At 37.3% G+C, this 19,682-nt stretch carries 14 protein-coding genes and 2 tRNA genes; 11 read left to right on the plus strand and 5 right to left on the minus strand.

What is annotated here, in order from left to right; genetic code table 11:
- Window positions 1-51 precede the first annotated feature (51 nt).
- Window positions 52-1,905, plus strand: a complete 1,854-nt coding sequence (locus tag L6469_RS06270) for a DUF349 domain-containing protein (protein ID WP_006281217.1) — start codon at window positions 52-54, stop codon at window positions 1,903-1,905.
- Window positions 1,906-1,992: 87 nt separating this feature from the next.
- Here the strand turns inward: L6469_RS06270 and L6469_RS06275 are convergent, their stop codons facing one another.
- The 3 genes from L6469_RS06275 to L6469_RS06285 all read right to left on the minus strand — a co-directional run bounded on the left by L6469_RS06275 (window position 1,993) and on the right by L6469_RS06285 (window position 3,207).
- Window positions 1,993-2,847 (minus strand): DnaJ domain-containing protein, encoded by an 855-nt coding sequence (locus tag L6469_RS06275; RefSeq protein ID WP_006281216.1) that lies wholly within the window; start codon window positions 2,845-2,847, stop codon window positions 1,993-1,995.
- A gap of 124 nt (window positions 2,848-2,971) precedes the next feature.
- Window positions 2,972-3,042: transfer RNA gene (locus L6469_RS06280), tRNA-Gln, on the minus strand.
- A 94-nt stretch (window positions 3,043-3,136) separates the two neighbouring features.
- A tRNA-Gln gene (locus tag L6469_RS06285) sits at window positions 3,137-3,207 on the minus strand.
- Window positions 3,208-3,426: 219 nt separating this feature from the next.
- On the opposite strand from L6469_RS06285, the gene rsfS reads away from it, so the two are divergent.
- Genes rsfS through L6469_RS06300 form a run of 3 tightly spaced genes read left to right on the plus strand, consistent with a single transcriptional unit; the run spans window position 3,427 to window position 6,777 of the window.
- The gene (gene rsfS / locus L6469_RS06290) at window positions 3,427-3,798 is read left to right on the plus strand and encodes a ribosome silencing factor (protein WP_006281215.1); all 372 of its coding nucleotides are present in this window, start codon (window positions 3,427-3,429) and stop codon (window positions 3,796-3,798) included.
- Window positions 3,799-3,810: 12 nt separating this feature from the next.
- Entirely contained in the window at window positions 3,811-5,898 is a 2,088-nt protein-coding gene (gene ftsH / locus L6469_RS06295) for an ATP-dependent zinc metalloprotease FtsH (RefSeq protein WP_006281214.1), read from the plus strand.
- 15 nt (window positions 5,899-5,913) lie between these two features.
- On the plus strand, window positions 5,914-6,777 hold the full coding sequence (locus tag L6469_RS06300) for a phosphatidate cytidylyltransferase (RefSeq protein WP_006281213.1): 864 nt from the start codon (window positions 5,914-5,916) through the stop codon (window positions 6,775-6,777).
- A 56-nt stretch (window positions 6,778-6,833) separates the two neighbouring features.
- Here the strand turns inward: L6469_RS06300 and lpxB are convergent, their stop codons facing one another.
- Together lpxB and surE are read right to left on the minus strand one after the other, a co-directional pair.
- Window positions 6,834-7,997, minus strand: coding sequence for a lipid-A-disaccharide synthase (lpxB, locus tag L6469_RS06305; RefSeq protein WP_006281212.1), 1,164 nt, complete (start codon window positions 7,995-7,997; stop codon window positions 6,834-6,836).
- Window position 7,998: 1 nt separating this feature from the next.
- Window positions 7,999-8,766 carry a 5'/3'-nucleotidase SurE gene (gene surE, locus L6469_RS06310; RefSeq protein WP_006281211.1) on the minus strand — a complete coding sequence of 256 codons (768 nt, stop codon included), beginning with the start codon at window positions 8,764-8,766 and terminating at the stop codon, window positions 7,999-8,001.
- Window positions 8,767-8,888: 122 nt separating this feature from the next.
- On the opposite strand from surE, the gene L6469_RS06315 reads away from it, so the two are divergent.
- The 7 genes from L6469_RS06315 to L6469_RS06345 all read left to right on the plus strand — a co-directional run bounded on the left by L6469_RS06315 (window position 8,889) and on the right by L6469_RS06345 (window position 19,664).
- Entirely contained in the window at window positions 8,889-9,662 is a 774-nt protein-coding gene (locus tag L6469_RS06315) for a ParA family protein (protein ID WP_006281210.1), read from the plus strand.
- Window positions 9,663-9,688: 26 nt separating this feature from the next.
- The gene (locus tag L6469_RS06320; RefSeq protein ID WP_006281209.1) at window positions 9,689-10,600 is read left to right on the plus strand and encodes a ParB/RepB/Spo0J family partition protein; all 912 of its coding nucleotides are present in this window, start codon (window positions 9,689-9,691) and stop codon (window positions 10,598-10,600) included.
- A 4-nt stretch (window positions 10,601-10,604) separates the two neighbouring features.
- Window positions 10,605-11,315 carry a DUF5683 domain-containing protein gene (locus L6469_RS06325; RefSeq protein ID WP_006281208.1) on the plus strand — a complete coding sequence of 237 codons (711 nt, stop codon included), beginning with the start codon at window positions 10,605-10,607 and terminating at the stop codon, window positions 11,313-11,315.
- 36 nt (window positions 11,316-11,351) lie between these two features.
- The gene (locus L6469_RS06330; RefSeq protein WP_006281207.1) at window positions 11,352-12,701 is read left to right on the plus strand and encodes a lytic transglycosylase domain-containing protein; all 1,350 of its coding nucleotides are present in this window, start codon (window positions 11,352-11,354) and stop codon (window positions 12,699-12,701) included.
- A 40-nt stretch (window positions 12,702-12,741) separates the two neighbouring features.
- Window positions 12,742-15,018, plus strand: coding sequence for a RelA/SpoT family protein (locus L6469_RS06335; protein WP_237851062.1), 2,277 nt, complete (start codon window positions 12,742-12,744; stop codon window positions 15,016-15,018).
- A 29-nt stretch (window positions 15,019-15,047) separates the two neighbouring features.
- The gene (locus tag L6469_RS06340; protein ID WP_006281205.1) at window positions 15,048-16,025 is read left to right on the plus strand and encodes a pectinesterase family protein; all 978 of its coding nucleotides are present in this window, start codon (window positions 15,048-15,050) and stop codon (window positions 16,023-16,025) included.
- Between the two features lie 345 nt (window positions 16,026-16,370).
- Window positions 16,371-19,664 (plus strand): SusC/RagA family TonB-linked outer membrane protein, encoded by a 3,294-nt coding sequence (locus L6469_RS06345; protein WP_050787887.1) that lies wholly within the window; start codon window positions 16,371-16,373, stop codon window positions 19,662-19,664.
- Window positions 19,665-19,682: the final 18 nt, after the last annotated feature.

A 19,682-nucleotide genomic window follows, 5' to 3' on the forward strand; every position in this document is an offset into this window, starting at 1 on the left:
CATTGCTTACTACCATGTTGGAAAACCGAATCATAAACTAAAAATAGTGAAATGATGGACTCTCAAGAAAACGCTCTTACTCAGGGCATTAATGAAGAAGAGAAGGCTGTCCAAGAGACAACCACTCAAGTCGATACTGCTGAAAAAGTTTCCGACAAAGATACTTGCAGCGAAAATTCCCAAAAGGCAACTCATAAAAGTTACAAGGACAAAAAGGAGATACTCGCAAGAGTAAAAGAAATTGCCCATAGTGATGAAAATCCTAAAAAAGATGAAATAGATTATCTTAAGACTTCGTTCTATAAACTTCATATAGCCGAAAGAGATGCTGATATGAAAGCTTATCTTGAAAATGGTGGTGCACCTGAGAATTACCAGATTCTTCCAGATGAAGATGAGGAGATTTTCAAGGCTGAAATGCAGATTATCAAAGAGAAGCGAGCTAAGATTCACGAACAAATCGAAGCTGAAAAAGAGGCCAATTACCAAAAAAAGCTTGAAATCATTGAGAAAATTAAAGCTATGGCTACATCACCTGATGAAGCCAACAAATCATATAATGACTTCAAAAAATTACAGCAAGATTGGAAAGAAATCAAAGCTGTTCCCGCTGAAAAAAATAATGAGCTTTGGCGCAACTATCAGCTTTATGTTGAACAATTCTATGATTTACTCAACTTAAACAGAGAGTCCAGAGAGTATGATTTCAAAAAAAATCTTGAAATCAAAACAGCTATTTGTGTCAAAGCAGAAGCTTTAGCTAACGAAGAGGACATTATCAGCGCATTCCATCAATTACAAGAACTTCATCAAGAATTTCGTGAAACAGGTCCTGTTGCTAAAGATTTGCGCGATGAAATATGGACTCGCTTCAAACAAGCGTCTACAGTAATCAATAAAAAGCATCAACAGCATTTCGAGGATCTCAGAGCTAAAGAAGAAGATAACTTGATAAAAAAGACTGCTCTCTGCGAAAAAACAGAGGCTATCGCTAACGCCGAGTACAAAAAAGCATCAGAATGGGAAAAACAAACAGAGGAAATTAAAAATATCCAGACAGAATGGAAAACTATCGGTTTTGCACCTCAGAAGATGAATGTAAAAATCTTCGAACGTTTCCGTGCTGCCTGTGACCAATTCTTTACTAAAAAAGCAGAATACTTCAAAGAACTCAAAGAAACATATTCTGTTAATACTGAAAAAAAGAAGGCTTTGGTAGAACAAGCAAAGGCTCTAACTGACAGTAAAGAATGGAAAAAGACTTCTCAGAAATTGGTTGAACTTCAAAAAGAATGGAAAAATATCGGTGTCGTTCCTAAGAAATTGGGCGATCAACTATGGGAAGAATTTACAACAGCTTGTAATCATTTCTTCGAAGCTCGTAAAGCTGCAAATGCTGATGTACATAACGAAGAGCATGAAAACTTGAACAAAAAGAAAAAAATAATCGCCAAGTTAAAAGCTCTAAGCGAAAAAACCGATGAAGATATTCAAGATACTGTACAAAAGCTTGTAGAAGAGTACAATACCGTTGGCCACGTACCTTTCAAAGAGAAGGATAAAATTTACAAAGCATATCATGACATTTTGGATAAACTATATAAAGATTTACATGTGTCAATTGCTAAACGCCGTCTCGATAACTTTAAGGATAAAATTCAAAATGCTGCTGAACGCGGTCTAAACACATTAGATAACGAACGCGGACGACTAATGCGCCGCTACGAAGGACTCAAACAGGAAATAAACACCTACGAAAATAACTTAGGTTTCTTGAATGTGTCTAGCAAAAAAGGTAACAGTCTAATTGATGAAATGAATCGCAAAATTCAGAAATTAAAAGATGAGATGGATCTTGTTAAGGCTAAAATCAAAGCTATCGATGCCCAAAACAAACAAAAATAAGTAATAAAGATCTATAAAATAAAGATGGGATGTACAATTTTATGCACATCCCATCTTTATTTTATATAGTAACTATTCATGTTGCAATTATGACAATCCCCTAGCCTTCCATATTGTTTCTTTAGCTGCATTAATTTCCTGAAATTTCTTTTCAGCTGCTTTACGTATATCCTCACCCAAAGAAGCAACCCTATCAGGATGATTTTGTAGAGCTTGTTTGCGATATGCAGCTTTTACCTCTGCATCGGTTGCCGAAGGACTTACACCCATCACTTTATAAGCTGCATCTAGATTAGAACTTGCGTCACGCAAATTTAACATAGCATCTATTTCGGAAACAGGAATCTCCATAGCTTGCGCTACTTCTTTAAGTGAACTCACTTCGCTAAGATGAACTATCCCATCTGCTTGAGCTATCATTGCTAAGAAATGAAGTAATTGCAATCGCTGTTCATAAGGCATCGATGAAGCAATTTGCCGACCTGAATCTTGAATAACCGTTCGATACTCTTCCCAACCTATTTCCTTTTGTTTTTCGAAGAGTTTATAAAGAATCTCCTGCCCCTGAACAACGGCAGATTCTCCAAAATTGGAACGCAAAAATTTTCGAACAAACTCCATTTCAGAATGCATTACCTTGCCATCAGCCTTAATAATATAAGAAGCTAAAACTAGCAAAGAAAAGAGAAAAGAATTACGTTCCTCATTATAAAAACTATTATATTGACGTTGATATGAATTTGATCTGAAACGCTGACTTTGCCCATGATCACCTCCATACCCTCTTCCCTGGCGATCTCCATCAAAAGAGGAATGCTGACCTGAATTAACAGCATCAATACCACTATCAAAGAGTGAACCTAAGGCAAAGCCTGCCAAAGCTCCTAGTACACCACCAGAAGCAAAACCTAGCAAACCACCTATCCATTTTCCAATTGCCATAAAATCTAATCTATTGATTAATACTTAAAATTGTCCATTTGTCATGTCAATAGTATATGCAAATCTTATGCCAAAAAGACAAAAACAAAAAAATGCAACTCGAATATCGAATTGCATCTAAATGTTGGGATATCCGGACTCGAACCAGAAATGACAGGACCAGAATCTGTAGTGTTACCATTACACCATATCCCAATTAAATTTACCTTTTAAAAGGCTTCCGTACAATCGGAAAATAAGCCCTTTTAGTATTCTATTATGAAAATTTGACACATATAGAATCAAACAGTTGGGATATCCGGACTCGAACCAGAAATGACAGGACCAGAATCTGTAGTGTTACCATTACACCATATCCCAATTTCAAGAGCAATTTAGCTTTCCTTAATTGCGTTTGCAAAGGTACAACATTTTTTGAAACTACCAAAACATTTTTGTGCTTTTTTCTAAAAAATATGTAATTATCTCGATTTACACAGGTTTTTGTACCTTATATATTTTGTATTTCACCCGAATTGCACTAACTTTGCCATCGTTATCAACAAAATGTAATTTATAATTAAAAAGAAATAATTTTTAATGAACACAGTAAAAGAATCTACCCAACAGTTAGTGAACACGATTGTAGAAGGTATCCAAGAAAAAAAAGGATCTGGCATAGTTATTGCAGATTTATCTCATATTGACGGAAGCATCGCTCAGTACTTCGTAATCTGTCAGGGTAATTCTCCTTCACAAGTAGAGGCAATTACAGAATCTGTAGGTGAATTTGCTCGCAATAAGAATAACGAGAAGCCAATTAACGTCGTAGGGCTCGGTACCAATCAATGGGTAGCCATCGATTTTGCGGATATACTCGTCCACATCTTTTTGCCAGAAACGCGGGAGTTCTATAATCTGGAGGACCTTTGGGAAGATGCCAAATTAACAAGAATACCAGATATCTATTAAAAAATTGAATTTATGGACAATAACAGTCTGAACAACAACGGAAACAACGACAATCAGCCGAAAATGCCAAGATTCAACATGAATTGGATCTATGGCATTATCTTAGTTGCTCTCATTGCTTTATTCATGACCGGTGGCGGAAACGCACTCGGAGGCAGTGCAACTCAAGAAGCTGGCTATACTCGATTTAAGCAATATATCGAAAAAGGATATGCAAGTAGAGTCATTATCAATAAGGAAGATAATACTCTAAAAATGTTTGTCAATCCTAAAAATATTCGAGATGTATTTAATATGAGTGCCAAACAAGTTGGCACAAACCCATACGTCAGTGTCGAATTTGGTTCAGTTGATGAACTAGAGAAATATCTTTCTACACAACAGAAAGCTGGCAAGCTACATGATTTTGCCTATAAAAATGAAAAAGGAAACGACATTTGGACTTTCTTATTCAATTTCTCTCCACTAATATTCTTTATCATCTTTATATGGTGGTTTGCAAGAAGAATGGGAGGCGGAAGCGGAAATGGCGGTCCTGGCGGCGTATTCAACGTAGGTAAGAGTAAAGCCAAAATGTATGAAAAGGGTAATGACCTTGGCATCACATTCAAAGATGTAGCCGGACAAGAAGGTGCCAAACAGGAAGTCGAAGAAATTGTTGAGTTTCTCAAGAATCCAAAAAAATATACGGATTTAGGTGGTAAAATTCCAAAAGGCGCACTTTTAGTAGGACCTCCAGGAACTGGTAAAACTCTTTTAGCTAAAGCCGTAGCTGGCGAGGCTGGAGTTCCATTCTTCTCTATGAGTGGTTCTGACTTTGTAGAAATGTTTGTAGGTGTTGGCGCTAGTCGAGTAAGAGACCTATTCCGTCAAGCTAAGGAGAAAGCACCTTGCATCATTTTCATAGATGAAATTGATGCTGTCGGTCGCGCACGTAGCAAAAATCCAGCTATGGGTGGAAATGATGAACGTGAAAATACATTGAATGCCCTACTCACTGAAATGGATGGTTTCGGTACAAATAGTGGTGTCATTATTCTTGCAGCAACAAACCGTGTTGATATGCTTGACAAGGCACTGCTACGCGCTGGTCGCTTTGACAGAGAAATTCACGTGGATCTTCCTGACTTGAATGAGCGTAAAGCAATATTCAATGTACATTTAAAACCAATTAAAGTTGATAAATCTGTCGATATAGACTTATTGTCACGCCAAACACCAGGTTTCTCTGGAGCTGATATTGCTAACGTATGCAATGAAGCCGCCCTCATAGCAGCTCGTCATGACCATAAATTTGTTGGCAAGCAAGACTTTCTTGATGCTGTAGATCGTATCATTGGAGGTCTTGAGAAAAAGACGAAAGTTATGACAGCAGAAGAAAAACGAACCATTGCACTTCATGAAGCTGGACATGCAACAATATCATGGTTCTGCCAATATGCTAATCCATTGATAAAGGTTAGTATTGTACCACGTGGACAAGCCCTTGGAGCCGCATGGTATCTTCCTGAGGAACGTCAAATTACCACAAAAGAGCAAATGCTCGATGAAATGTGCTCTCTTATGGGTGGTCGTGCAGCGGAAGAGTTATTCACAGGTCATATTTCTACAGGCGCCATGAATGATTTGGAACGCGCTACCAAAAGTGCTTATGGTATGATTGCCTATGCCGGAATGAGCGACAAGCTACCAAATATTTGTTATTATAACAATAATGAATATCAATTTCAGAAACCATACTCTGAAACGACAGCCAAGATTATTGATGAAGAAGTTATGAAAATGGTTAACGAGCAATACCAGCGTGCTAAGCAGATACTGACAGAGCACAAAGAGGGACATAACCAGTTGGCAGAACTTCTTATCAAGCGTGAAGTCATTATGGCAGAAGATGTAGAAGCCATCTTTGGAAAGCGTCCTTGGTTGAGCCGTTCTCAAGAAATCATGGCAGACGAAACTCCCGAAGTTGATGATGCTGTAAAACAACTTCCAGAAGTTCAGAAAGCGATAGAAGAGCATGAAAAAAATACAAAAAATCAGTCTGCTAACGAACAAAGTTCAGAAGATCAAACTGAAGAACATAAAGCTAATAAAGAGTAATAAAAATAGAAAGCAATGAGTGATAAACAGAAGAACCTCATTATAAGAGCTATCACTGGTGTATTCTATGTAGCCATTATGGTTTGTGGATTTTTAGATCCACAAGCCATGATTTTACTGTTTGCACTGATAACAGGAATGACAATTTGGGAATTTACAGGTCTGATAAATGCTAAACATGGTGTAACAACTAACCAATTTATCTCTACAATAGCAGGTGTTTACTTCTTTTTAGCCGTAGCAGGTTGGAGAATTGGCTTGGTCAATAACTTTATTGTCTTTGTACCCTATTTATTGACTATCATTTATCTATTTATCAGTGAATTGTATTTCAAGAACCAAGATGCCATTAATGACTGGGCTTACACCATGCTATCACAAATGTATATAGCTCTTCCGTTTGCTATGATTAACATTGTGGCATTCGAAACAAATGAGGATGGCAGCGTACATTTCGACACATTACTCCCACTATCTATCTTTGTCTTCCTTTGGATTAACGACACAGGTGCATACTGTAGTGGTTCACTTTTTGGCAAGCACAAACTCTTTCCACGAATAAGTCCTGCTAAAAGTTGGGAAGGCAGCATAGGTGGCGGTATATTTGTCCTGATAGCTGCAGGAATATTGGGCTATTATGCTAACTTTGGAGAATTACAGCATTCACTAAATATTTTAGAATGGATGGGATTAGGGCTGATTGTAGTTTTCTTTGGTACTTGGGGTGATTTAGTAGAAAGTTTATTTAAACGGACCTTAGGTATTAAAGATAGCGGTAATATTCTTCCTGGACATGGTGGAATGTTAGACCGATTCGATTCTTCTCTTATGGCTATTCCAGCTGCAGTAGTATATTTATATACCCTACAGCTTTTCTAAAAATATTATTCCTCAATAAGAAAAGGGTTGTCATCAGGAAAATGACAACCCTTTTCTTATTGAGGAATATTCGAGTTATTACTACCCATCAACAACTCTGTCATAATACGTGCTGCATTTTCAGGAGCAACCGAATTACCCAACCTGCGATGAATTTCTTCATACTCTTTCAACATTACTTCTCTTTCAGGACGACCAGGAAGGATTTTTCGCAACTCCATGATGATATCATCTACGGAAAAACGATCAGCCAAAAGTTCTTGTACAATTTCACTGTCAGCTATCAAATTCACCAAAGATATATATTTCACTTTAATGATGTGATTAAAAGCAAAACGAATTATTTTTGGGACCGGTGTTTCATAACAAACAACTTGCGGAACATCAAACAAAGCTGTTTCCAAAGTAGCAGTACCACTCGTAACTAGAGCTGCCTTGGCATGTGATAACAAAGCATAAGTTTGGTTTTTTATCAACTTTACCCTTGAATCTTTCAGAAAAGACTCATAATACTTATCGTCTACAGAAGGAGCACCTGCCAAAACCAACTGATAATCTTCAAAATGATCCGCAGCTTCTATCATTGCAGGCAAGTTATCCTTGATTTCCTGCAATCTACTACCTGCCAATAAAGCAATTATAGGTTTTGTTGCATCCAAATTATATTTATCACAAAACATCTTGAATGTATCATGATAATTATTTCGAAAATAAGCCACTTCTTCAGCAGTAGGATTACCTACATAATGTATCGGATACTTATATTTTTTTTCATAAAAAGGAACTTCAAAAGGCAATATCGAAAACATCTCCTTAACATCGCGTTTGATGCTGCGAATACGCCACTCTTTCCAGGCCCATATTTTAGGTGAAATATAATAATAAACAGGAATCTTAGTGTTTTTATGTACAAACTTGGCAATATTCAGATTAAAACCGGGATAATCTACCAAGATAACGACATCTGGTTTCCAAGCCACAATATCCTTCTTACACATACTCATATTTTTGAATATGGTTTTCAGATGCAGCAAAACAGGTATAAATCCCATATAAGCAAGTTCACGATAATGTTTTACCCGATACCCCCCTTCATATGACATTTTGTCACCTCCAAAAAATCTGAATTCAGCTTGCGAATCAAATTCTTTCAATGAATGCATTAAGCGTGATGCATGAAGGTCGCCACTTGCTTCACCTACAATGATATAATATTTCATATTATAAGTTCCACTTGTCCAACTGTTCTTTAAATTCGTAGTCAGTTACATCTATTTTTGTCGGTGTGATAGCGACATAACCATGGTTCACAGCCCACTGATCAGAATCTTGAGCTTCTGGTTCATCATTAACATACTCACCTACTACCCAATAATAGTCATAACCACGAGGATGATGATTTTTCTGAATTTCATTAACCCAACGCCCCCAAGTCATACGACAAGCTTTCACGCCCTTAAAAGGAGGATTCGATGGGAAATTTACATTCAAGCATGTACCTTTTGGCAAACCTTCCTTCAAAACCTTATTAATAATTTTGATAATATATTCTGACAAAGGCATTAAGTCTGCACTCTCATTATAGTTACAACTTGAGAAAGCAATAGAAGGTATATATTTCATACATCCCTCTTTAGCTATACCCATTGTTCCTGAATAATGATTATTAGTTGACGAGTTATCTCCATGATTGATACCACCAATAATGAGATCAGGCAAACGGTCCTTACATAACTCACTAAGGGCAATTTTTACGCAATCTACCGGTGTTCCTGTACATGACCAAACCTCAATATCGCCCATATTATGACGACGCTTCAATCGCAAATAATCCGTTGCTGAGAAACCACATGAAAAACCAGAGCGAGCTGCTTCCGGAGCACATACTAACAAATCAGCAATAGGCGACAGAATTTTTACAAGAGTCTTTATACCATTGGCATGATAACCATCATCATTTGAAATTAAGATAAAAGGTCGATTATTCATAAATTTAATATCTTTTCGGTGCAAAAATACTAAAAAATGGTTTAAACGTAGCCTTTCTCGTTTAAAATATGTATCTTTGCCATCAAATAGCCTGTTACGAACAGGACCAAAAGCTTATATCAATGGGAAAAATTATAGCATTAGCTAACCAAAAAGGTGGTGTAGGTAAAACAACTACGACGATTAACTTAGCAGCTTCTCTAGCTACATTAGAGAAGACAGTACTTGTTGTTGATGCAGATCCTCAGGCAAATGCCTCTAGTGGACTAGGTGTCGACATCAAAGAAGTAGACTGTTCGCTTTACGAATGTATTATTGACCATGCAGATGTTCACGAAGCCATTTATACTACCGATATAGACGGACTTGATATCATTCCAAGTCATATTGCTCTTGTTGGTGCAGAAATTGAAATGCTTAATATTGAAGACCGCGAAAAAGTTATTCGTAAATTACTCGCCCCTATCCGCGATGAATACGACTATATACTAATTGATTGTTCACCATCATTAGGTTTGATTACCGTAAACTGTCTGACAGCAGCTGACTCCGTCATCATTCCGGTACAGTGCGAATACTTTGCACTCGAGGGTATCAGTAAATTGCTCAATACCATCAAAATCATTAAGAGCAAGTTGAATCCGAAATTAGAAATAGAAGGATTTCTGCTAACCATGTACGATAGTCGACTTCGTTTGGCTAATCAAATTTATGATGAGGTAAAACGCCATTTCCAAGAATTAGTATTTAAGAGTGTCATTCAGCGTAATGTAAAGCTCAGTGAAAGTCCAAGTCATGGTCTTCCTGTTATTTTATACGACGCAGATTCTACTGGTAGCAAAAACCATCTTGCACTGGCTAAAGAAATCATCAACAAAAATTCTAATTGGAAATAATTCAATCTCAATTTTCTTTTAAAATAATGGCAGTTCATAAGAAATATAATACGACAGCTAAAAATAATGCTTTAGGAAGGGGACTTGATGCCCTAATTTCTACCGAAAACGTAAGAACTCAAGGTAGTTCTACGATTAATGAAATTCCAATCGAACAAATCGAGAATAACCCTAACCAACCTCGACGCGAATTTGACCAGGATGCATTGATCGAATTAGCTGATAGTATTAAAGCCATTGGAATTATCCAACCGATTACATTACGCCAAGTAGCAGAAAACCGCTTTCAAATTATTGCAGGAGAACGCCGTTGGAGAGCTTCACAGCTTGCTGGTCTAAAGGCCATTCCAGCTTACATTCGCACGATTAGCGATGAAGGTGTAATGGAAATGGCACTTGTAGAGAACATTCAGCGTGAAGATTTAAACTCTATCGAGATAGCACTAGCATACGAGCACCTATTGGAGAATAGCAATATGACCCAAGAGAAAGTTGCAGAGCGTGTTGGCAAAAGCCGAGCAGCTATTGCAAATTATCTGCGTTTACTGAAACTTCCTGCACAGGTACAGATGGCGCTACAGAAAAAAGAAATCGACATGGGACATGCTCGTGCTCTTTTGGCTTTAGAGAGTCCATCTCTTCAGATTAAACTGTTTAAAGAAATCCAAAAAAACGGTTACTCTGTACGCAAGGTTGAGGAACTCGTTCAGCAGCTAAAAAGCGGTGAAGATATAGAAAGTGGCAAAAAAAAGATTGTCAGCAAGACTCAGTTGCCTGAAGAATTCATAATGCTAAAGAAAAGATTATCAAGCTTTTTAAATGCAAAAGTCAATATGACCTGTAATGCTAAAGGAAAAGGTAAAATTAGCATACCATTTGAAAGTGAAGATGACTTGGAACGTCTGATGAACGTTTTTGACAAACTCAAAGAGAATTAATTCTGTGAAGAAATTATCACATATCATTGCATTCGTATCTCTGTGTCTTTTCCCGTTTGTAGGAAATGCTCAAGATATCAAGGTAGAATCAGTAGATCCTATCCTGGAAGATACTGCTATGATTCCTGCAAATTCTATCCTAACCCATAAGGATAGTCTTGAATTGCAAAATCTAGAAAAAAAATCCAAAAACAAACGTGATTGGAATACTTGGAAGCCAGATGTAAAACGCGCACTTTGGCTTTCTATCGTTTTGCCAGGTGCAGGACAAATATATAACCGTAAATATTGGAAATTACCCATATTTTATGGTGGCGTAGTTGGCTGTATATATGCCATGTCATGGAATGGCCAAATGTACGATGATTATAGTAAAGCTTACATGGATATTATGGATTCTGATCCTAATACAGAAAGCTATAATCAATTTTTGCATCTTGGTGTAACTATAGACGACAACAACAAAACGCAATATCAAGAATTGTTTCGTAAACGAAAAGATCGTTATCGTAGATGGAGAGATATGAGCACATTCGTACTTATAGGAGTCTATGCTTTATCTATTATTGATGCATACGTAGACGCTTCTTTATCTGACTTTGATATCTCTAAAGATCTTAGTTTACACATTCAGCCTACTGTTATTAACAACTCATTATACAGAAATCCATTTCAAAGTTCTGGATTTGGATTTTCATGTTCACTTAATTTTTAAACATTAATATTTAAAATAAGAAGAAGAGAAATAAGAATGAAAAGATTAGCTTTATTTATGGTCATCCTTTTAGTAGGTAGTAGCTGCGTGATGTATGCTCAGACCGAAAATCAAAATAAACAATACATTACCGTTACTAATCAAAACGGTGACGAAGAAGATATAGACCTGCCAGAGGGCATGGATTTAGCTTTGGATAGCCTTATACACGTTTATAATGTAAAGACCTATTTAAAGCCAGATACATCTTGTCAAATGAAAAACTATAACCCATCATTTCCGCAAGAAGTATTTATCGATAGGTTGAAAAAAATGCCAACCATTATTGAGATGCCATATAACAACGTAGTACAGAAATTCATCGATAAATATAGTAACGATCTACGTAAAAGCGTAAGCTATATGTTAGGAGCATCCAACTTCTACATTCCTATTTTCGAAGAAGCTCTCGAAGCATACAATCTACCTTTGGAATTAAAATATCTTCCTGTAATCGAATCAGCTCTTAATCCTAATGCTGTGTCAAGAGTTGGAGCAACTGGCTTATGGCAATTCATGATAGGGACAGGTAAACGATATGGCTTGGAAATTAACTCTCTGATTGATGAACGACGTGACCCTGTTAAAGCTTCGTATGCTGCAGCTCATTATCTGAGTGATCTCTATAAAATCTTTGATGATTGGAATCTAGTTATTGCTGCCTATAACTGTGGACCTGACAAAATCAACAAGGCCATCCACCGCAGTGGAAAAGCTGATTATTGGAGCATTTACCCATATTTACCTAAAGAAACAAGAGGTTATGTTCCTGCATTCATTGCTGCCAACTATATCATGAACTATTACTGCGACCATAACATCTGTCCAATGTTAACAGATTTACCTGTCAAGACAGATACCGTAGTCGTAAATCAAAATGTACATTTCGAGCAGATTTCAAATGTTCTCGGTATCGATGAAGATCAATTACGCTCACTTAATCCACAATATCGAAAAGATGTTATTAATGGCTATTCTGAGCCTATGTCTATTCGACTACCAAGCAATCTTATTGGAACATTTATCGACAAACAGGACTCTATCTTTGCATATAAAGCAGATGAACTTTTCCTCAAACGCGATATAGTAGATATAAAGGACAAAGAAGAAGCCACTACAAATCGAACTAGAAATCATTATTCATCAAATAAAAGAATGTCGCATCGTTCTTCTAGAAAATCTGAAAAAAAGAGCAAGAAGAATAGAAGCAAAAATGTAACTATCAAAAATGGTGATACCCTTTCCGAAATAGCAGAACGTAATGGAACTACCGTCAAAAAATTGAAAAAACTAAATGGAATAAGCGGTAATAGCATTCGAGCAGGAAAGAAAATAAGAGTAAAATAATATCTAACTAACCAAGAAGCATTACAGGAGGGACCAAGATATGGATGAGCAGAAATTATCAGAACAAGAAAGAGAAGCTGCTGATGATAAGATGATCAACGATGCCTTTCAACGATTATTAAACAATTATCTAGCATCTCGTCACCGTAAGAAAGTAGAAGTAATAACAAAAGCTTTCAATTTTGCACGTCAAGCACATAAGGGAGTCAGAAGACTTTCTGGGGAGCCTTATATTATGCATCCTATCGCTGTTGCCCAAATTGCTTGTGAAGAAATGGGATTAGGCTCTACAAGTATCTCGGCAGCTCTTCTTCACGATGTTGTTGAGGATACAGATTACACCGTAGAGGATATGGAAAATATCTTTGGTCCTAAAATAGCCATGATTGTAGATGGACTTACTAAAATCAGCGGTGGTATTTTTGGAGATAAAGCTTCTGCTCAGGCTGAGAATTTCAAGAAGTTACTGCTTACTATGAGTAGTGACATTCGTGTGATTTTAATCAAAATCTGTGATCGTCTTCACAATATGCGCACTCTGGAATCTCAACCCGCTAACAAGCAATATAAGATTGTAGGTGAAACGCTTTATATTTATGCCCCTTTGGCTAATCGACTTGGTCTCAACAAGATTAAGACAGAATTGGAAGACCTAAGCTTCCGATACGACCATCCCCAAGAATATGCCAATATCGAAAAGAAGCTAGCTGACACCGAAAAACAACGTGATTTTCTGTTTAAGTGTTTCACAGACCCTATCCGCACCGAACTCGACCAAATGGGTATAAAATACTCCATCAAAGAGCGCGTCAAGAGTCCTTATTCCATTTGGAATAAGATGCAAAACAAGCATATCAGTTTCGACGAAATATATGACATTTTAGCAGTTCGTGTAATCTTCGAGCCTAATAAAAGAACTGAAGAAATAAACGAATGTTTCAACATATATGTAGCCCTAACTAAGATTTATAAGAGCCATCCCGACCGCCTTCGCGATTGGCTTAACCATCCAAAAGCCAACGGCTATCAAGCTCTACATTGTACCTTAATGAGCAAACAGGGTCGATGGATAGAAGTACAGATACGAAGTGACCGCATGGATGAAGTGGCAGAGCAAGGTTTGGCTGCTCACTGGAAATATAAAGAGGGAGAAGAATATTCTGAAGACGAGAGCGAGTTAAACGACTGGCTCCATACGATTCGCGAAATACTCGATAATCCACAGCCTGATGCTATGGATTTTCTCGACTCTATCAAACTCAACCTTTTTGCTTCTGAAATATTTGTATTTACTCCAAAAGGTGAAATCAAAACAATGCCTGCAGGTTGTACAGCACTCGATTTTGCCTTCTCGATTCACACAGACTTAGGAAGTCACTGTATTGGAGCTAAGGTAAACCATAAGTTGGTACCATTAAGTCATAAATTGAATAGCGGTGATCAAGTTGAAATTCTCACAAGTAACAGCCAGCACGTACAACCTTCATGGATTAACTTTGTAACAACAGCTAAAGCACGTACCAAGATTGCATCTATTCTTCGTCACGAAAACAAAGAAATCGAGAAAAAAGGAGAACAGGTTCTTAATGACTGGATAAAAAAAGAAAACTTAGAATTAAGTAGTTCTATTCTCGACACGCTTCTCGATTTACACGAAATACAAAAGCCTGAAGCATTCTTCCTGGCTTTAGGGAATCATACCATCATTCTCGGTCAAGAAGATAGTAAGATTTTAAAGGGAAAACCACAAAACGAAGGAAACAACTCTAAAGGCTGGAGGAAATTTGTACCTTTCCTTAAGACAAAAAATAATACCGATACAATAGTCCGCAAGAAGGAACAATTCACTGTTGGAAAGAATTTCAATAAAAAGAAACCAATATATATAAACGAAGATAATATTGAGCAATTTATCACCCCTAGCTGCTGTCATGCTATTCCTGGAGACGACATTCTTGGATATATTGACAATCGCAACCACATTGAAATTCACAAACGCTCATGCCACATAGCTGCAAAACTCAAAGCCAGCTATGGTCCGCGAATCATAGATGCTAAGTGGGACATGCATCGCATTCTCTTCTTTGATGCCACTATCGAAATTAAGGGTATCGACCGTACCGGTATGGTATTAGATGTTGCTCAGGTTATCAGCAACCGATTCGGTGTAAACATTCATCAATTAAACATCAATAGCGACCAAGGTATTTTCGATGGTAAGATAGAACTTCGTGTGCACGACCGTAAAGATGTCAATATACTCATAGATAACTTGAAGAAAATTAATGGTATTCAAGAAGTGCAGCAGATAGAATAAAAAATTATCTAATTTACCTATACAAACAAATGAAAAAAATACTTCTACTAATGGTTGCTACTTTAGCGACCCTACAGCTACATGCAGCAAACAAGTATGACAATCCCGACACACTATTTGTGTCAAGAGACGGAACATGCGAATTCCGAAATATTGATGATGCTATCGAAGTATGTCGCGCATTCATGGATTATCACAAAGTAATTTATGTTAAAAAAGGCACATACAAGGAAAAACTAATTATTCCTTCATGGCTCACAAATATCGAAATTTGTGGTGAAGATGCCGAAAACACGATTATTACTTATGATGACCATGCTAATATTAAGCGTTTAGATACAGGTAAACCAATGGGAACTTTCCGTACCTATACTCTCAAAATAGAAGGCAGTCACATTACATTAAAGAATATAACGATTGAGAATAACTCAGCCCGACTAGGTCAAGCCGTTTCTCTCCATACAGAAGGTGATTATTTAGTATTTACCAATTGTCGTTTCCTCGGTCACCAAGATACTATTTATACTGGTGTTGCAGGAACTAGACTTTATTTTAAAGACTGCTATATAGAAGGTACTACAGACTTTATCTTTGGTCCTAGCACAGCATGGTTCGAGAACTGTACGATTAAAAGCAAGATTAATAGTTATGTTACAGCAGCCTCTACCCCAGCCGATCAGGCTTATGGCTACATCTTTAACCACTGCAAGCTCATAGCTGCAGAAGGAGTAGACCAAGTTTATTTGGGAAGACCATGGAGACCTTATGCATACACTCTATTTATGAATTGCGAATTAGGTAAGCATATTCGTCCTGTTGGCTGGAATAATTGGAGCAACAAAGCCAATGAAACAACAGCACGCTATCAGGAATATAACAATTTTGGTGAAGGAGCAAATCCAAAAGCAAGAGCTACATGGTCTCGCCAACTGACCAAAAAACAAGCTACTGCTATCACATTAGAAAACGTATTCCATCAAGATACCAAGTGGATTCCATGTAAATAATTATATGATATAAAAACATTAAATGGATTATTCTCATTAGAATAGTCCATTTAATGTTTTTTATACACTTAACCACTCAAAAAAATCAAAAATCAAAGTTATTTATATGTTTTATAGCATTTATCTAAAGAAAAAAGAATCGAATGTGTTAAAATATATAAATTTAAAATGAAAATTATCCCTTATTATAAATATTATAGGTACATTTGCTTAACAAAAATAATCTAATCCAATATAGGACAATCAAAAAAATCCTAGTAAACCTTTGAAATCAGAACTATAATAATTTAATAACAAGAATAACTAAAACAAACGTTTATGTATCTTAACAAAAGAAGAGCCTCTATGGCTTTATGTTTAAGTATTGCAAGCGTTGCTTCTTATGCACAGAGCACACTTAAGGGTACTGTCAAGGATGCACAGGGCGAACCAATGATTGGTGTAACTATCAATATGGACGGTAAACCTGCCGCCATTACTGATATTGATGGTAACTTTTCCATTCCTAATGCAAAGCCTTCCAGCAAAATTACCGTAAGTTACGTGGGTTATAAAAACCAAACCGTAACAGTAGGAAATCAGACCAATTTTGTTTTTACATTAAAAGAAGACAATGAGACTTTAAATGAAGTCGTTGTGGTTGGTTATGGTACCATGAAAAAAAGCGACCTTACAGGTTCCATTTCATCTGTTGGTACAGAGAAATTGAATGCTAAAGGTGCCACTTCAATTATCGAAAACCTTCAAGGAGCAACTCCTGGTGTAAACATCACCCAAAATAGTAGCCGTGCCGGTGGAGGTTTTGATATCGAGATTCGTGGAAAGTCAACTTTAGGTAGTAACAAAACTCCTCTTTATGTTGTAGACGGTATCATTACAGATAACATCGACTTTTTAAATCCTCAAGATATTGAGCGTATTGATATTTTGAAAGATGCTTCTTCCACAGCTATTTATGGATCACGTGCTACTAACGGTGTTGTTATCGTAACAACTAAGGGTGCCCAAAGCGAAGGTGCTAAGAATCTGAAGCCAACTATAAGTTATGAAGGATACTACGGTATAACCAAGACCACACGTATGCCTGATTTCATGTCTGGTTCTGAATTTGCTCAATATCGTATGCTTAGATATGAAAATGCCATGACAGAAAAAGGTGGTACTACCTTAGGTACTTATGGCGCACAAAATTATTGGAGCATCACAGACGGTAATTATAAGACAGCTTTCTTGACCGGACAAACAATGGATGAGTCATATGTAAAGAGTGTTATCGCTAATGGCCAAGAAACCAACTGGAGAGATCTATTCCTCCGTACTGGTGCTCAGCAGAATCACTTCCTATCTGTTAGTGGTGCTAGTGGAAATGTAAGTTATCACTTTGGTGGAGGTTACCAGAATGAAAAGGGTATCTACCAAAAGGATGAAATGGAACGTTTTAATCTAAAGGGTGCTATTGACTCAAAACTTAATAATTGGTTGAGTGCTGGTATTAATTTCAATGGTGCCTACACGAACAACAACACGATTGCAGACAACGCTATCAGCCAGGCTTTCCGTTTAAATACATTGTGTAGAGCCTACGACGATAATGGTGATATCATCGTAAACCCAGGTATGGCTGCAGCCTTAGGTACAAGTGGTGACCAGTTTACTTCTACAGCCAACCCATTGCTTGACTTAGAGAATACAAATTATAATACCAAGACTTATCAGGTTCTGGCTAACCTCTACTTGCAAATTCACCCGATCAAGGATCTTACATTTAAGACCACATTCTCACCAAGCTACACACACTCTCGCAATGGAAAATATGAAGGTGTTCCTTCTACTGTTAGAGGCACTTCTGAAACTACAGAAAACCACGCATACGCCGAGAATACGAACAAATTCCAGTGGACATGGGATAATCAAATAGACTACAACCATACATGGGGTGATCATAAAATCGGTGTAATGGGACTATACAGTGCAAGTAAGTTTACACAAGAGACTTACGACGCAAATGTATACAAAGTTCCTGCACAAGAACTTTGGTATAACCTCGGCTCTGCCACTAGTGAAACGGTAGTTCTTCCAACTTCAGGCTATACAGAATGGACCATGCAGTCATTTGCAGCTCGTTTAAACTATAGTTACAAAGACAGATACCTTTTCACAGGTACTATCCGTACTGATGGTTCTTCACGCTTTGCAGACGGTCATCGTTGGGGAACTTTCCCTTCAGCTGCTTTTGGCTGGCGAATTTCAGAAGAGCCTTGGATGAAAAATACCAAAAATTGGTTGCATAACTTGAAATTCCGTTTAAGTTATGGTGTAACAGGTAACAATTATACACAAGGTACTAATTACCCTACCTACGTTGTTGCTTCTGGTGGTTCTGCATTCTATGGATTCTCTGATGGTACAGGTAACAATGTATATTATCCTAGTGCTATTGTCAACAAAAACTTGACATGGGAAAAGACCTCTGAATTTGATGTTGGTTTAGACTTTGGTTTTCTTAATGGTAGAATATCAGGAACCTTAGATTTCTATAACCGTACATCTAAAGATTTGTTGATGAGCCGTCAGTTGGTTTACGAAGCTGGTGGTGCAACCGTAATTGATAACCGTGGTAAAGTTCGAAATACCGGTTTCGAGGCTTCTTTGACAACCGTTAATATTCAGAATAAGGACTGGAACTGGACAACATCATTTAATTTCTCAACCAACAAGAATAAGATTCTAGAGGTGAATGGAGGAAAAGAGAATGATATAGAGAACAGTTTCTTTGTAGGAGAATCAATCAATGCCTTGTATAACTATAGATGGAGTGGCATCGTTAGCGATAAGACGATGACTGTGCCTAACACTCAGATAGCTATAGACAAAGGCTTTACACCGGGACAAAGCGTAGTTAGCCGCGATTACTACTATGCTTGCTATGGCTGGGGTGAAGGTATGCCAATCATTGATGATTTGAATGGTGATGGTGCTATCAGCTCTAAAGATAAGACGATTGTCGGCAAGAGTAATCCTTCATGGACAGGTAGCATTAGTTCTACGTTAAGCTATAAGAACTGGGATTTCTCGTTCTCTATATACACCAAGCAGAACTATCAGGTTTACTCTCCATTCTATAATCAGTATTGTAACTATGGTGACCGTGGTATGCAGCACATCAACATTGACTATTACATCCCTGCAGGAACTTTGCTAAGCTGTGATTTCGATGAAGATGGCAATCGTATCAACGAAGTTTACCAAGAGACAACTCACTATGGTAGTTTCCCATTCCCTACTAATCAAAGTGATACTAATGCAGGAGCTGGTACATATTTAATGGGTAGCAATGCGAAAAGTGGTACATCTTCTATGAGCAGTATGAAGACAGCGAATAGTAGTGGTACACCATATCAGATTGTCGATGCCAGCTATTGGAAAGTTAAAAACATTTCCTTAGGTTATACTTTCCCTAAGAGTGTACTCCAAAAGTCTAAGGTTATCCGCTCTTTACGCCTCTATGTCAATATCACAAACCCATTCGTATGGGGTTCAGATTATAAAGGCTTTGATCCAGAGTGGGCAAGTTCTAGTTTGTCAACAGGTGGCCCTAGTACTGTTACTTACCAGTTTGGTGCAAGTGTTAAATTCTAATCTAATTGAGATAAAGAA

The sequence above is a fragment of the Segatella baroniae B14 genome (assembly GCF_022024235.1).
Lineage (GTDB): Bacteria > Bacteroidota > Bacteroidia > Bacteroidales > Bacteroidaceae > Prevotella > Prevotella bryantii.

Bases quoted from the DNA above. Each gene is read 5' to 3' on its own strand.
- L6469_RS06340 (WP_006281205.1), top strand. From the start codon at position 15,048: ATGAAAAAAATACTTCTACTAATGGTTGCTACTTTAGCGACCCTACAG.
- lpxB (WP_006281212.1), bottom strand. From the start codon at position 7,997: ATGAAATATTATATCATTGTAGGTGAAGCAAGTGGCGACCTTCATGCA.
- L6469_RS06300 (WP_006281213.1), top strand. From the start codon at position 5,914: ATGAGTGATAAACAGAAGAACCTCATTATAAGAGCTATCACTGGTGTA.
- L6469_RS06345 (WP_050787887.1), top strand. From the start codon at position 16,371: ATGGCTTTATGTTTAAGTATTGCAAGCGTTGCTTCTTATGCACAGAGC.
- L6469_RS06315 (WP_006281210.1), top strand. From the start codon at position 8,889: ATGGGAAAAATTATAGCATTAGCTAACCAAAAAGGTGGTGTAGGTAAA.
- L6469_RS06335 (WP_237851062.1), top strand. From the start codon at position 12,742: ATGGATGAGCAGAAATTATCAGAACAAGAAAGAGAAGCTGCTGATGAT.
- L6469_RS06270 (WP_006281217.1), top strand. From the start codon at position 52: ATGATGGACTCTCAAGAAAACGCTCTTACTCAGGGCATTAATGAAGAA.
- ftsH (WP_006281214.1), top strand. From the start codon at position 3,811: ATGGACAATAACAGTCTGAACAACAACGGAAACAACGACAATCAGCCG.
- rsfS (WP_006281215.1), top strand. From the start codon at position 3,427: ATGAACACAGTAAAAGAATCTACCCAACAGTTAGTGAACACGATTGTA.
- L6469_RS06320 (WP_006281209.1), top strand. From the start codon at position 9,689: ATGGCAGTTCATAAGAAATATAATACGACAGCTAAAAATAATGCTTTA.
- L6469_RS06330 (WP_006281207.1), top strand. From the start codon at position 11,352: ATGAAAAGATTAGCTTTATTTATGGTCATCCTTTTAGTAGGTAGTAGC.
- surE (WP_006281211.1), bottom strand. From the start codon at position 8,766: ATGAATAATCGACCTTTTATCTTAATTTCAAATGATGATGGTTATCAT.
- L6469_RS06275 (WP_006281216.1), bottom strand. From the start codon at position 2,847: ATGGCAATTGGAAAATGGATAGGTGGTTTGCTAGGTTTTGCTTCTGGT.